Below are 13,938 nucleotides of genomic sequence, written 5' to 3'. Positions count from 1 at the left end.
GCGTTCGTCGTCGGCAAGGCCGGTTCCAGAGCGGCGACGTCGAGGGCCTCAGGCGTGTGCGCCACCCTCGATGAGCACGACGCCGACGGCGATGAGGGCCATGCCGCACCACATCATGCGAGTGATGGGCTCCTTGAACACGAACCGGCTGACGAGTGCCGTCAGCGCGACGCCTGCGGCGGCCCAGATGCCGTACGCGACACCGATGCCCATGCCTTCACTCAGAGTGCGCACGAGCAGGTACAGCGCCAGGGTGTAAGCGACCCCGACCACGGCGTAGTACCGGGCCCGCCCCTGCGCTGCGACGCGCATGAAGGCCGTGCCGATCACCTCGCTGATGACCGCACTGACGAGGAAGATGTAGCTCACGCGCGCACCTCGTTCATCGTCGCGCTCGAACCGTCCTCGGCCGGTGCTTGGGAGTCGGAGCCGACCTCGACCATGATCACGCCCCCGATGACGAGTGCGACGCCGCAACCCATCATCAGCGTGAAGGGCTCGCCGAACACCACCGTCCCGACGAATGCCGTGAGCGCCACGCCGAGCGCGCCCCAGATGCCGTAGACGACGCTGAGTGCCATGCCCCGGCGCAACAGCAACGCCAACAGGACGAAGGCGACGAGGTCGGCGATGAGCGTGAGCAGAAACCACGCGGCGTCCTGCTCCGCGCGCTTCAGCGCTGACGAGCCGATGACCTCGCACACGACCGCGCATCCGAGCATCAGGTAGTTCTTCACGCCTCCTCCTCCTTCACGTTCTTGATCTTCTTGCCGGGCTTCGTGTCGGGTTCGTGTGGCGACGTGTGGTGAGGGGCGTCATCGTCGACGGCGCCGATCTCCGATGTGGCGCCCATGCAGGACGTCGTCAGCATGCCCCTGGTGCGAAGACGCTGCGTGTCGCTCGCCCTGCGTCTGAGGGGCGAGGAGCTGTTCGGCGAGTGCCTGCACGCCCGAGCGGCCGTCGTCGTCGAGGGGCAGGGCGCCGCTGGCGTCGGCGAACCACACGCCGTCGGCCATGAAGCGGGCGCCCTCGAGGCGTGCCCGCGTCTGCGGGTCGAGACCTTCGGGCAGCGCCACCCAGGGCTCGAAGTGCTCTTCCCAGCGGCGCGTGAGGACCTCGCGCAGGCGCGGATCTGCCATCATCGCGAGGTCTGCTTCGTCGACCTCGCCCGCGAGCATCCATCGGACGTACGCCGTCAGCCGCGGCCACGGCGACACGGGGTCGACGTCCGCCAGGAGCTTCTCCAGTTGGCGCTTCTGGTCGTCAGCCACCCGATCGACGACCGCGAGCATGAGCGCTTCCTTGGTCTTGAAGTGGTACATCAGCCCCGGCTTCGTCAGCCCGGCCGCGTGCGCGACCGTGTCGAGCGACACCGGCTCCTGACGCCGCATCAGCGCGAGCGCCGCGTCGAGGATGACCTCACGTGAACTCTGCCTCATGGCCTTTACTTTACCTTTCGGTTGGTAAAGTTCGAATGCCGCGAACGGGGGCTGGGCGCCGGCCTCTGCCTCTGCCTCTGCCTCGGGGGACGATGGACCAAAGCGATGAGCGCGCACCCCCGCGGGTGCGCGCTCATCGCAGATCACGTGTGGAACGCCCGGCCCGCCATGCGCGAAGACCGCGCCCTCACCTTGCCCGCAAATGCACCTGGGTGCATTTGCGCGCAGAGGGCGGCCCCCGGCCTCAGCAGGAGACGGCGCGGGCGGCCCTGGGGGTTCTCAGAAGTACCAGGGGAAACCCGACCAGTCGGGGTCGCGCTTCTCGAGGAACTGATCGCGGCCCTCGACGGCCTCGTCCGTCATGTACGCGAGGCGCGTGGCCTCACCGGCGAACACCTGCTGGCCCATGAGGCCGTCGTCGGTGAGGTTGAACGCGAACTTCAGCATGCGCTGTGCCTGCGGCGACTTCGCCATGATCTCCCGCGCCACCTGCAGGGCCTCGCTCTCGAGCTCGGCGTGCGGGCAGACGAAGTTGACCGCACCCATCCGGTGCATGTCGTCGGCGGTGTAGGTGCGGCCGAGGAAGAAGATCTCCCGCGCGAACTTCTGCCCGACCATCTTCGCGAGGTACGCCGAGCCGTAGCCTGCATCGAACGAGCCGACGTCGGCGTCGGTCTGCTTGAACCGCGCGTGCTCGCGGGAGGCCATCGTCATGTCGCACACGACGTGCAGGCTGTGCCCGCCACCGGCGGCCCAGCCGGGCACGAGGCAGATGACGATCTTCGGCATCGTACGGATGAGCCGTTGCACCTCGAGGATGTGCAGACGCCCACCTTCGGCCTTGACACGCAGTTCGTCGACGCCGCTCGCGGAGTCGTCACCCGTTGGATCGGCCGCGTACTGGTAGCCGGAGCGGCCACGGATGCGCTGGTCGCCGCCCGAGCAGAACGCCCACTTGCCGGCGCTGCCGGTGCCCTCGGGCCCGGGGCCGTTGCCGGTGAGCAGGACGACGCCGACGTCCGGCGTGCGGCGCGCGTGATCGAGCACGCGATACAACTCGTCGACGGTGTGCGGACGAAAGGCGTTGAGCACCTCGGGACGATCGAACGCCACACGCACACAACCGAGTTCGCGACTGCGGTGGTACGTGATGTCGGTGAGATCCTCGAACCCCTCGACGGCGGTCCACGCGCTCGGGTCGAAGGGGTTCTCTGGCTGCCGGACGGCTTCGTCAGGGGTGGTCTCACTCATGCCGTCAGTCTAGGACGCGGCGGTGACGACCCCATCGCGCCACTCGAAGGGCGACGGTGGCGGCCCCGCAGCCCCGTGCACCCCTGCGATTTTCGTCCCCCTCCGTGAATTTCGTCCACATTCGCCACTGGCCGTGGCAGAGTGCCGGTCGTCATGGACGGCGGCGAACTCGGCAGGAGCATGCCCGCCGGCACCGACCGTCGCGGGCGTCGTCACCCTCCGTGGATGGACGCGGCGAGCTCGTCAGGAGCATGTTCGGCGGCGACGCCGACCGTCGCGTCACGCCGTGACGCCGTGATGGCCGACCCCGCGCCGGCGACGACGACGAGGAGCACTGCAAGCGTGCGCGTCGCACCGAAGCCCTGATCGAGCAGCAGCCAACCCGCGAGCGCCGCGATGACGGGTTCGAGGGCGAGCAGCACCCCGAACACGGCCTTCGGCAGCCGCCGCAGCGCCGACAGCTCGAGCGCATACGGGACGACGGAGGCGAGGAACGCGGTGCTGATGGCGAGCGCGAGGTAATGGACGTCCGTCAGCCCCGTCCAGGCGCCCTGCGCTCCGAACGGGACGAGTGCGACGGTGCCGACGACGAGCGCCATCGCGAGGCCACCCGCGCCGTCGACCGCTCCCCCGACGCGTTCACTCGCGAGGATGTACAGCGCCCAGAAGAACCCCGCGCCGAGGACGAACGCGACGCCGACGAGGTCGAGCGAACCACCTGCGTCATCAAAACCGAGGATCATGACCCCGACGAGCGCCAGCACGATCCAGGCGAAGTCCTTGAGCTTGCGCGACAGGATCGCGGCCAGTCCGAGCGGGCCGAGGAACTCGATGGCGACCGCCGGGCCGAGAGGAATGCGCGCGATCGCCTCGTAGAACATCCCGTTCATACCTGCGAGAGCGAGGCCGAACGCGGCGACAGCCGTCCACTGCGAACGCGTCCAGGTGCGCACCCTCGGGCGCGTCACCAGCGCCAGCATGACGGCGGCGAGACCGAGCCGCAGCGTCGTCACGCCCGCCGCTCCGAGCGGGCCGAACAGCTGCGTCGCGAGGCTCGCCCCGAACTGCAGGGATGTGCACGAGCCGATGACCATGAGAACGGCCGGGGCCGTCGAGGAGGACATGACGCTGGACGAGGAAAACCGTGACGGGGCCACCGAAGCTCCTGAACATCTGTGGGCCGCCGCAAACCCGGGTTCTCACGACAGTGACCGCGCCGCGGTCACCACTGCTGACGGGCGCCACGATACGGCCGCGCCGCAACGCGTCGCCAGACGGGCTCAGCCCGTGAACCGGTGGCATGCAGACGGGGCCCTGGCAGCGTCGTCACCCAGCCCCGATCGCTCATCCCCAGCCCCGACCGCTCGTCCTCACGCGCCGCGCTCGACCCACCGTGCCCCATCTGGGGACCGGCGGGCGAGAGCGTCAGGAGGTGCGGTGCACCTTGTGCTGCGCGGCCTGGGCGCGCGGACGCACGACCATCTGGTCGATGTTGACGTGCTCCGGCAGTTCGGCGATGTAGGCGACGGCGTCGGCGATGTCGTCCTGCGTCAGCGGCGCCTCGACGCCCTGGTACACGGCCGCGGCCTTGTCGGCGTCACCGCCGAAGCGGACGAGGGCGAACTCGTCACTCTTCACCATGCCGGGGTCGATCTCGCAGACGCGCACCGGCTTGTCGAACAGCTCCAGGCGCAACGCCCCCATGAGAGCGCGCACGGCGTGCTTCGAACCGCAGTACCCGGCGCCGCCCTCGTAGCTGACGATGCCGGCCGTCGACCCGATCGTGATGATGACGCCGTGTGCCGCCTCGAGCGCCGGCAGGAACGCCTGGATCGTCGCCGCGGTTCCGATGACGTTGACGTCGTACATGCGGCGCCAGTCGTCGAGGTTCGCGGTCGCGACGGGCTCGGCACCGAACGCGCCACCGGCGTTCGCGACGAGCACGTCGACGCGCGAGCCGGCCTGAGCGGCGAGGTTCTTCACGTCGTCGACGTTCGTCACGTTGCACTGGACGGCGCGCCCGTCGATCTCCCGGGCGAGTTCCTCCACCCGGTCGAGTCGGCGCGCCGCGCACACCACGTCGTACCCCCTCGCCGCGAGAGCGCGAGCCGATGCCCGCCCGATCCCGCTGCTCGCACCCGTCACCACTGCCACCTTGCGCTCAGTCATGACCCCATCCTGCCCGTCCTGGCCGCACCCCGCACCTGACGTCCGCCGGCGCGAGGCACCTCACCTGGCTCTGCCGGGCGCGTCGTACAGTGAACGTCATGCCTGAGCTCGTGCCGTTCGCCGTCGACCGCGCCGACATCACGCCCTACTACGAGGCCCTCGATGCCGCGCTCGCCGGAACCGGCCCGGCCCTCGCGCCCTACGAGGCGGGCACTCCGGCCCCCGACGTCCCGCGTCACCCCACCGACGCGCCCCAACGCCTCGCGCTCGTCGTCTCGACGAGCGGATCCACCGGCACCCCGAAGCGCGCGATGCTGACGAAGGACGCGCTCATCGCGAGCGCCACCGCGACCCACGAGCGCATCGGCGCGGGTACGTGGTTGCTTCCGCTGCCGCCGCATCACATCGCGGGCACGCAGGTCATCGTGCGCTCACTCATCGCGGGCACGACACCGATCGTCATGGACGCCTGGTCGCTCGAGCAGTTCACCAGGGCCACGACGCTCGTCGCCCGCAACGCGCCGCCCTTCTCCCCCATCCACACGAGCCTCGTCCCGACGCAGCTGCGTGACGTCCTCGACGCCGCCGAGCGCGACGACCCCGTCGGCGTGCGCGCTCTCGAGGCGGCTCGGCGCTACCGCAGCATCCTCGTCGGGGGCGCCGCGACGCCCCCCGACCTGCAGTCGCGCGCCAGCGACGCCGGGCTCTCCATCGTGACGACGTACGGCTCGAGCGAGACGGCCGGCGGCTGCGTCTACGACGGCGTCCCCCTCGCGGGCGTCGGCGTCCACGTCCTCGACGCTGACGACGAAGGCCTCGGTCGCATCGCCCTGTCCGGCCCGACGCTGGCGAGTGGCTACCTCGGCGACGCCGAACGATCGGCCGCGACGTTCGTCGCCGCACGCACTCTCGCCAGGCCCACGATCGACTCATCGCCCGTCGACTCCGCTCCCGACGGCGACGCGTCCCGCGAATCTGCCCCCACGGGGCTGTCAGAGCGCCGACGCAGCGAGGCGACACCCGGCGAGGCGACGCTGTTCCTCACCGACGACCTCGGACGCTTCGACGGCGCGTTGCACATCGAAGGGCGCATCGACGACGTCATCAACACCGGCGGGTACAAGGTGAGTCCGCGCGTCGTCGAGGAGGTCGTCCGCGGTGTCGACGGCATCCGTGACGCCGTCGTCGTCGCCCTCCCGCACGAGCGCTGGGGGCAGTGCGTCGCTGTGGCTGTCGTCACGACCGAACGTAGCGAGGCAACCGCCGACGCGCTCGCGCGTCTCATGGGTGAGTGCCGAAAGGCGTTGCCGCCGTACGCCGTCCCGGCCATGGCCCGCGTGCTCGAGACGATCCCGCTGACGGGCGTCGGCAAGCCCGATCGCGCGCTCATCGCCCGCTCGCCCGAGTGGCACAATCTACGAGACCCCCGCTAGATCGCCGGAGCACCGGCCCACACGACCTGGAGAACATCCCGCACATGGCCACCCTGAACCAATGGGTCGAGGGCGCGCGCCCCCGCACGCTGCCCGCCGCCATCGCCCCCGTCCTCGTCGGAACGGGCGCGGCCTACGCGATGGAGAAGGCCAACCCCGGCTATGCGCTGCTCGCGCTCATCGTCGCGCTGTTCCTCCAGATCGGCGTCAACTACGCCAACGACTACTCCGACGGCATCCGCGGCACCGACGAGGACCGCGTCGGCCCGGTGCGCCTGGTCGGTCAAGGCCTTGCGAACCCGGGCAACGTCAAGCTCGCCGCGTTCGGATGCTTCTTCGTCGCCGCGTTCGTCGGCCTCGCGCTCGTCACGCTGTCGAACACGCCGTGGCTGCTGCTCGTCGGCGTCGCCGCCATCCTCGCGGCCTGGTTCTACACCGGCGGCAAGCGCCCGTACGGCTACATGGGGCTCGGTGAGGTCTTCGTCTTCGTCTTCTTCGGCCTCGTCGCGGTACTCGGCACGGCGTACACGCAGGCCCACACGCTGTCGCCGTCCGCGTGGGCGAGCAGCATCGGCGTGGGCGCGATCGCCTGCGCGATCCTCGTGACGAACAACCTGCGCGACATCCCGACGGACGTCGAAGCCGGCAAGCACACCCTCGCCGTGCGGCTCGGCGACAAGGCCACCCGCACGTTCTACGTCCTGCTCATCGCCGTGTCCGTCGCCGCCGTCGCGGTGTGCACGCTGTTCCACGTCGCCGCTGCGGCGGGCTTCGTCGCCCTCATCGCCGCGATCCCGCCGGTGCTGCGCGTCATGCGCGGCGCCACGGGCCGCGACCTCGTGCCGGCCCTCGCCGGCACCGGCCGTTACCAGCTGCTCTACGGCCTGCTCCTCGGCGGCGGCCTCTACGCCGCGCACCTCATGCACTGACGGCCCTGACGGCTGCAGCGCCCACCACGCCGTCATCCGCTGCCAATCCGACGACGACAGCAGCAACGACGACAAAGACTTCAAACACACGCGAAGGCCGGCCGCCCCTCGGGGACGGCCGGCCTTCGTCATCATTCGTCTGCGACCAGCACGCCCGGCCCGTCAGGGGCCCGGTGCGGATCGAGCGTCGATCAGTCCTCTTCGACGTCCTCGGCCTCACGCATCTGCTGCGCACGGGCACGACGCTTCTCGACGCGATCTTCGACGACGTCGACCGTCTCCTGACGGAAGCGGTTGAGCGCGAAGAAGCTGATCGCCGTCGACGCGAGCGCCGCGACGATGAGCAGCAGGAAACTGCGCAGCCCGCACAGGTAGCCCAGGCACACGCAGCCGAAGAAGACGAGGATGCGCAGAACGGTGTAACGAGCGACAGGTGCCATCAGCCGATCACAGCCCCGAGTAGGAGTGCTGGCCGACGAAGAACACGTTGACGACGCCGTAGTTGATGAGGATGCACGCGAAGCCGACGAGGACGACGGCGGCGGCCTTGCGTCCGCTCCACCCGACCGTCACGCGGCTGTGCAGGTAGGCCGCGTAGACGATGAAGATGACGAGCGACCACACTTCCTTCGGGTCCCAGTTCCAGTAGTGACCCCAGGCCTCCTGCGCCCAGATGGCGCCGCACAGGACGGTGAACATCCACAGCGGGAACGCGATGATGTGCACGCCGTAGGCGAGGCGGTCGAGGGTCTCCGAATCGGGCAGCGAGCGCAGGAAACCGCCGCTCTTGCCCCTCTCCTCGCGCGTCTTCTGGGCGAGGTACAGCGCTGTGATGACGAAGCCGATCGTGAACAGGCCGACGGACAGCGTCGCGACCGTCACGTGGATCGACAACCAGTACGACTGCAGCGACGGCATGAGCTTGCTCGCCTCGGTGTAGTACACCTTCGCCGCGAGGATGAGGAACAGCGTCGCGGGCAGCGTGACGAACGCGCCAAGCCAGCGCACGTCCTTTCGCAGGCTCCACAGCAGGAAGCACACGAGCAGGAACGCGGTACCGGCGAGGTCGAACTCGTACATGTTGCCCAGCGGCGGGCGGTGCACGGCGAGCGATCGCATGACGATGCCCGCGATGAGGAACGCGGCACCCAGCCACGTCAGCGCCATGCCGGTGCCGGCCCACTGACGCTTGTGACCGTCGGCCGGGACGTCGGGGGTGCCCTCGCCGTCGAGGTCACGACGTTCGCGGGTGCGTTCGAGCACCGCCGTCGCACCACCGACGCTGGCCGTCGACGACGCTGCCGCGCCGGCGCTCGTGGCCTCGGCGCTCATGGCGTCGGCCTCGACAGCAGCCTCATCGGCCGCGCCTCGACGTCCGGCCCGCGCCTGACGGCCAGGGGCCTGGGCGAGGTCGACGCAGAACGAGAGCATCGCGAGGGTGAGGACGAGCGCGGCCGCATACACGGCGCGCGTGGAGTTCTGCGCGAGGGTGCTGTGCGCCTCGTCGATGAATGCGAAAGCGGACATCATGCCTTACCTGTCGTCTTCGTGGTGGGGGCCGCCGCGCGGCTGATGCGTTCGAGGATGTCGTCGACCGCCAGCGCGAGACGAGGATCCTCACCCTTGGCGAGCCCACCGATCTCAACCACTGTACGCGCGTCGGTGTCGCCATCCGTAGCGGAACGGACGCGGACGAACACGCGCCGACGACGGATCGTCAGGGAAAGCACGAGGCCGGCGAGTGCGAGGACGCTGAACAGTAGGGCCGGCCCCTTGCCGGGGTCGTGACGGATCGACAGCCCCGCCCACCGTGGCGCCGCGTCGAACGTCACGGAGCCGAGGTTGTTCGGCAGCTGCACCGTCTGGCCGAGGGCGAGCTGCAGACGCACCGGCTGGCCCTTCTCGTCCTTGAGCTGCGTCATCGTGCCGGTGTCGAGGCTGAACACCGACTGCGGGCGACCGTTCGGGTACAGGTCGCCCGTGAACGCCGTGAGGTACAGCGCCGGCGCCTTGGCGTCGGGGAAGGCCGAGCTCGGGCCCAGGTTCGGGTCGAGGTAGGCCGTCGGCAGGAAGAAGCCGGTGAGGCCGATCTGCTTCGGTGAGGCGCCCGAGATCTTGAATGCGCCGGTCGACTTGTACTTGTTGTCGATCGACAGGAACGGCGTGGATTCGTCATACAGGACGTTGCCCTTCGCGTCCTTGAACGTGATCTTCGGGGCGTAGCCGTTGCCGAGCAGGTACACCTCGCCGCCTCCCACCTTCAGCGGGTGGTTGACCTTGATCGTGTCCTTCTTCCACGCGCTGTTCGCCGACTCCCGGTAGTCGACGTCGGCGGTGAAGTCGCGCGGTTGACCCCACTGGCTGCTCGTCGGGTCGACGTTGCTCTCGAACGTCACCTTGAGCGTGTTCATCTTGAGCGCCCAGTCGGGGATGTCCTGCTCCGCATCGACCCACGGCCCGAGCTTCAGGGTGTCGTAGCGCGACGGCGTCGAGGCGAAACCGCTGCCCTCGGGGACGATGACGTCACCGCGCCAGCCCCAGACGTGCCCGGCCGCGACCGAGACGATGATGCCGATGAGGCTGAGGTGGAACAGCAGGTTGCCCGTCTCGCGCAGCATGCCGCCCTCGGAGGCGACCTCGAACTCGCCCGTGCCCTTGCGCAGCGCGAACCGCTTGCGCCGCAGGACGGTACGCGTCGCGGCGATGACCTGCTCGGGGGTCGCCTCGAGCGTCACCTCGCGGTGCGCGGGAAGGCGTGAGAGGCGGCGGGGCATCGCGGGCGGGCCCTGCCGCATCGCCTTGTAGTGCACCCGGACGCGCGGGATGATGCAGCCGACGAGCGACACAGTCAGCAGAAGGTAGATGGCGGCGAACCACGGCGAGCTGTAGACGTTGAACATGCCGAGCCGGTCGAGCCACGGCGCCAGATCCGGATGATCGAGGCGGTACTGCGTGACACGCTGCTCGTCGATCGAGTGCTGCGGGAAGATCGAGCCCGGCACGGCCCCGACCGCGACGAGCAGCAACAGGAACAGCGCCGTGCGCATGCTCGTCAACTGCCGCCAGAACCAGCGCAGGCCGCCGAGGAACCCGAGACGCGGCTGCGTCACCGTCGCCCGATCGTCCCGCGAGGACGTCTTCGTCGAGTCTGCCTCGGCCGCATCGTCACGGGGCACGTCGTCGCGCGCCGCACCGCCCATGGATGCCTCGCCGTGAGCAGCGTCGTCGACGCGGAACGCGCCGGGTTCGGGGTTGTCTGACGTCTTGGCCACTAGATCACCGGTTCGAACTGATTGACGAGATGGGTCTGGATGTCGGCGATGAGCGAGTTCCACAGACCCGTCACCATGAGCACGCCGATGGCGATCATGAGGCCGCCGCCGACGAGCTGGATCGGACGATGCCGCGCGCGCAACCACTTCGAGGCGCGCTCGGCGCGGCTCCAGCCGGCCGCGATGAGAATGAAGGGGATGCCGATGCCCAGGCTGTAGCAGGCGGTGAGCAGCAACCCGCGCCCGTTGACACCGCTCGATCCGAGTGCGGTGTTGGCCGCGAGGATCGCGCCGTAGACCGGCCCGACGCACGGCGACATGCCGAGCGCGAACACGGCGCCGAGCAGCGGAGCGCCGAGCAGCCCCGCGGCCGGGCGCCAGCGCACGGTGAATCCGCGCTGGCCGAGCACGCCGAGGAACAGCAGGCCCATGACGATGACGAACACCCCGCCGACGCGCAGCAGCAGCGTGTCGTGGGCGCCGACGGTGTCGACGAAGAACGACAGCGCGGCCTGCAGGCCGACGAACACGACGGAGAAGCCGAGGACGAACAGGCACGCGCCGAGGATGATGCGGGTGCGACGCTTCTCGTCGGTCAGGCCCGTCACGTAGGCGAGGAAGCCTGGTACGAGTGGCAGCACGCACGGCGAGGCGAACGAGACGAGCCCCGCGAGGGCAGCGAAGAACATCGCGAGCGGCAACGCGCCGTCCGCGACGATCTGTCTCGGCGAGTCGCTCGCCGCGAGCAACGCGATCAAGCCTTCTCCGCCAGCACCTTGTCGACCATGTTGCGCACCGTCGTCTCCGTCGTCGCCCCACTGACGCGCGCGGCGATGCGGCCCTGCGCGTCGAGCACGAGCGTCGTCGGGGTCGCGGAGACCTTGCGCTGAAGGCCCTGCAGGTTGGCGCCGTCGTCATTGGCCAGGGACGGGTACGTGACGCCCCACTTCTTCAGGGTCGAACTGGCGACGGCGTTCGAGTCACGCTGGTCGATGCCCATGAACACGACGTTCTTGCCCGCCTTCTCGTACGACTGCCACGCCTTCTGCAGGTGCGGCATCTCGGCCCCGCACGGGCCGCACCAGGCGCCCCAGACGTTGAGCACGACAACCTTGCCGCGAGCCTGCTCCACGTTCCAGTCGGTACCGTCGAGCAGCTTGCCACTCAACGTGACGGGCTTGTCTCGCTTGGCTGCGGGAAGCTCCTCGACGGTTCCGTCGCCGCCGACGTAGCCCTTCTGGTCCTGCGCCTGCTTGCTGATCTCGTCGTTCTTGCCGTCACCGCACGCCGTCGCACCGAACGTCAGAGCACCGGCAGCGATGACGGCGGCGGCGCGCCGGGTGATGCTGCTGCTCATGCTCCCACCGCATTCGTCGAGGCGGCGAGCAACCGGCCGGCGGGTTCGGTGTAGCGCACGTCGGTGATCTCATCGTCGATGAACTCGATCGTCGTCACCGACGCGAGCGTGCACTCGCGCGAGCGCGGGTCGTGCCACAGGCGCTTGCCCTCGGCGAAACGACGCGCCGTCCACACCGGCAGCTGGTGGCTGACGATGACGGCCTCGTGCCCGGATGCCGCATCACGAGCATCACGGATCGCCGCATCCATGCGCGCGGCGATCTCGTCGTACGGCTCGCCCCAGCTGGGGCGGAACGGGTTGGTGAGCTTCGGCCAGAAGCGCGGCTGCATGAGCTGCTTGGGGTTCGAGCCCACCGTCATGCCCTCGAAGTCGTTGCCTGCCTCGATGACACGCTCGTCGAGCGTGACGGGCAGACCGAGCTTGTCGGCGATCGGCGCCATCGTCTCCTGCGCTCGCTCGAGCGGCGAGCTGACGAGGTGCGTGACGTCGCGTGGCGCCAACCACTGGCTCGTCAACTCGGCCATCTCGTGCCCGAGCTCAGAGAGGTGGTATCCATCGAGGCGCCCGTACAACACCTTCTCGGGGTTGTGGACCTCGCCGTGGCGCACGAGGTGCACGAGCGTCGTGACGGGCACCCGCGGCTCGCTGACGGCAGCGAGCGACGGCTGCGGCGTCCGCGACGGATCGGAGGTGGCGTGCTCGGACATGCTCACAGTGTCGCAGCCGAGTCTGTGGACGCCGCGGCGCGCGCCGCGGTCGGCAGCGCTTCGACGATGTGCGCGACGGCCTCGTCGTCGTGACTCGCGGAGACGAACCAGGCCTCGAACGACGACGGCGGCAGGTGCACGCCCTGGGCGAGCATCGCGTCGAAGAAGCGGGCGAAGGCATGGATGTCCTGTTTCTTGGCGCCGTCGTAGTTCGTCACGGCCTCGTCGGTGAAGAAGATCGAGAACATCGAACTCGCCCACTGCACCTGGTGCGGGACGCCGGCCTTCGTCAGCTCGCTCGAGGCCGCATCGGCGATCGTGTGTGCGACGAGGTCGAGGTGCGCGTAGACCTCCGGCGTGCAGGCCTGCAGCGTCGCGAGGCCGGCGGCCGTCGCGATCGGGTTACCGGCGAGGGTGCCCGCCTGGTAGACGGGGCCGTCGGGTGCGAGCAGCTCCATGAGGTCGCGACGCCCACCGAACGCGGCAGCCGGGAAGCCGCCGCCCATGACCTTGCCGAACGTGAACAGATCGGGCGCCGTCTCACCCTGCTGACCCTCGTGACCGAACCAGCCGGCCGCGGAGCAGCGGAAGCCCGTCATCACCTCGTCGGAGATGAGCAGAGCGCCGTGCTTCGTGGTGATGTCGCGCAGCGCCTTCGTAAAACCGGGCGCCGGCGGCACGACGCCCATGTTGCCCGGCGAGGCCTCGGTGATGACGGCGGCGACCTCGTCACCGTGCTCGGCGAAGGCCGCGTCGAGCGCGTCGACGTCGTTGTACGGCAGCACGATCGTCTCTCCCGCACTCGAGGCGGGGACGCCGGCCGAGTCGGGCAGGGCGAACGTCGCGAGGCCGGAGCCGGCGGCGGCGAGCAGCGCGTCGACGTGGCCGTGGTAGCACCCTGCGAACTTGATGATCTTGCTGCGCTGCGTCGCGCCGCGGGCGAGACGGATGGCCGACATCGTGGCCTCGGTGCCGGAGGAGACGAGGCGTACCTGCTCGACCGGCTCGACGCGGCTGACGATCTCGGTGGCGAGCGCCACCTCGTTCTCGCTCGGCGTGCCGAAGCTGAACCCGTGCGACGCGGCCTGCTGCACCGCGTCCATGACGCGCGGGTCGGCGTGGCCGAGGATCATCGGCCCCCACGAGCAGATGAGGTCGACGTAACGGTTGCCGTCGACGTCCGTCAGCCACGGCCCCTTCGCCTCACGGATGAAGCGCGGCGTGCCGCCGACGGCGCGGAACGCCCGCACCGGGGAGTTGACGCCGCCTGGGGTGACCGAGCGGGCGTGATCGAGCAATGCCTGAGACGTCGAGGTGTTCTGGCTCATGCGCATCATTGTTCCATCGCGCACTGACAACCCCCTCCACGCCGGCCCCC

15 protein-coding genes are annotated in these 13,938 nt (G+C 69.5%); 2 read left to right on the top strand and 13 right to left on the bottom strand.

Annotated elements, in window-relative coordinates; translation table 11 throughout:
• Positions 1–48: 48 nt before the first annotated feature.
• From DYE07_RS10965 to DYE07_RS10940, 6 genes are all read right to left on the bottom strand, one after another.
• The gene (locus DYE07_RS10965; protein WP_006943678.1) at positions 49–369 is read right to left on the bottom strand and encodes a DMT family transporter; all 321 of its coding nucleotides are present in this window, start codon (positions 367–369) and stop codon (positions 49–51) included.
• The gene (locus DYE07_RS10960) at positions 366–737 is read right to left on the bottom strand and encodes a DMT family transporter (RefSeq protein WP_006943680.1); all 372 of its coding nucleotides are present in this window, start codon (positions 735–737) and stop codon (positions 366–368) included. The genes DYE07_RS10965 and DYE07_RS10960 overlap by 4 nt, the downstream gene beginning before the upstream one ends.
• A 78-nt stretch (positions 738–815) precedes the next feature.
• Positions 816–1,439, bottom strand: a complete 624-nt coding sequence (locus DYE07_RS10955) for a TetR/AcrR family transcriptional regulator (RefSeq protein ID WP_006943684.1) — start codon at positions 1,437–1,439, stop codon at positions 816–818.
• Between the two features lie 279 nt (positions 1,440–1,718).
• Positions 1,719–2,690 (bottom strand): 1,4-dihydroxy-2-naphthoyl-CoA synthase, encoded by a 972-nt coding sequence (locus DYE07_RS10950; protein ID WP_006943640.1) that lies wholly within the window; start codon positions 2,688–2,690, stop codon positions 1,719–1,721.
• A 212-nt stretch (positions 2,691–2,902) separates the two neighbouring features.
• Positions 2,903–3,814, bottom strand: a complete 912-nt coding sequence (locus tag DYE07_RS10945) for an EamA family transporter (protein WP_237723774.1) — start codon at positions 3,812–3,814, stop codon at positions 2,903–2,905.
• A 301-nt stretch (positions 3,815–4,115) separates the two neighbouring features.
• Entirely contained in the window at positions 4,116–4,859 is a 744-nt protein-coding gene (locus tag DYE07_RS10940; RefSeq protein ID WP_115296976.1) for an SDR family NAD(P)-dependent oxidoreductase, read from the bottom strand.
• A 98-nt stretch (positions 4,860–4,957) separates the two neighbouring features.
• Between DYE07_RS10940 and DYE07_RS10935 the strand changes: the two genes are divergently transcribed.
• Both DYE07_RS10935 and DYE07_RS10930 read left to right on the top strand, forming a co-directional pair.
• The gene (locus tag DYE07_RS10935) at positions 4,958–6,292 is read left to right on the top strand and encodes an AMP-binding protein (RefSeq protein WP_074045749.1); all 1,335 of its coding nucleotides are present in this window, start codon (positions 4,958–4,960) and stop codon (positions 6,290–6,292) included.
• A 44-nt stretch (positions 6,293–6,336) separates the two neighbouring features.
• Positions 6,337–7,221 (top strand): 1,4-dihydroxy-2-naphthoate polyprenyltransferase, encoded by an 885-nt coding sequence (locus DYE07_RS10930; RefSeq protein WP_115296975.1) that lies wholly within the window; start codon positions 6,337–6,339, stop codon positions 7,219–7,221.
• A 191-nt stretch (positions 7,222–7,412) separates the two neighbouring features.
• Here DYE07_RS10930 and DYE07_RS10925 read toward each other — a convergent pair whose 3' ends face one another.
• Genes DYE07_RS10925 through hemL form a run of 7 tightly spaced genes read right to left on the bottom strand, consistent with a single transcriptional unit; the run spans position 7,413 to position 13,888 of the window.
• Positions 7,413–7,661, bottom strand: coding sequence for a DUF4229 domain-containing protein (locus tag DYE07_RS10925; RefSeq protein WP_006943689.1), 249 nt, complete (start codon positions 7,659–7,661; stop codon positions 7,413–7,415).
• A 7-nt stretch (positions 7,662–7,668) separates the two neighbouring features.
• Entirely contained in the window at positions 7,669–8,751 is a 1,083-nt protein-coding gene (ccsB, locus tag DYE07_RS10920) for a c-type cytochrome biogenesis protein CcsB (protein ID WP_337905404.1), read from the bottom strand.
• Complete coding sequence (gene resB, locus DYE07_RS10915) at positions 8,748–10,493, bottom strand: cytochrome c biogenesis protein ResB (RefSeq protein ID WP_115296974.1); 1,746 nt, start codon at positions 10,491–10,493, stop codon at positions 8,748–8,750. Before resB ends, ccsB begins: the two co-directional genes overlap by 4 nt.
• The gene (locus DYE07_RS10910; protein ID WP_006943620.1) at positions 10,493–11,251 is read right to left on the bottom strand and encodes a cytochrome c biogenesis CcdA family protein; all 759 of its coding nucleotides are present in this window, start codon (positions 11,249–11,251) and stop codon (positions 10,493–10,495) included. The genes resB and DYE07_RS10910 overlap by 1 nt, the downstream gene beginning before the upstream one ends.
• Entirely contained in the window at positions 11,248–11,850 is a 603-nt protein-coding gene (locus DYE07_RS10905) for a TlpA family protein disulfide reductase (protein WP_006943681.1), read from the bottom strand. Before DYE07_RS10905 ends, DYE07_RS10910 begins: the two co-directional genes overlap by 4 nt.
• Positions 11,847–12,566 carry a histidine phosphatase family protein gene (locus DYE07_RS10900; protein ID WP_115296973.1) on the bottom strand — a complete coding sequence of 240 codons (720 nt, stop codon included), beginning with the start codon at positions 12,564–12,566 and terminating at the stop codon, positions 11,847–11,849. The genes DYE07_RS10905 and DYE07_RS10900 overlap by 4 nt, the downstream gene beginning before the upstream one ends.
• The gene (gene hemL / locus DYE07_RS10895; protein WP_115297144.1) at positions 12,563–13,888 is read right to left on the bottom strand and encodes a glutamate-1-semialdehyde 2,1-aminomutase; all 1,326 of its coding nucleotides are present in this window, start codon (positions 13,886–13,888) and stop codon (positions 12,563–12,565) included. Before hemL ends, DYE07_RS10900 begins: the two co-directional genes overlap by 4 nt.
• Positions 13,889–13,938: the final 50 nt, after the last annotated feature.

It is taken from the genome of Dermacoccus nishinomiyaensis, from assembly GCF_900447535.1.
In the GTDB taxonomy this organism is placed as follows: Bacteria; Actinomycetota; Actinomycetes; order Actinomycetales; family Dermatophilaceae; genus Dermacoccus; species Dermacoccus nishinomiyaensis.
Note: the sequence above shows the minus strand (reverse complement) of the source record. Positions and strands in the feature narration are given on the sequence as shown.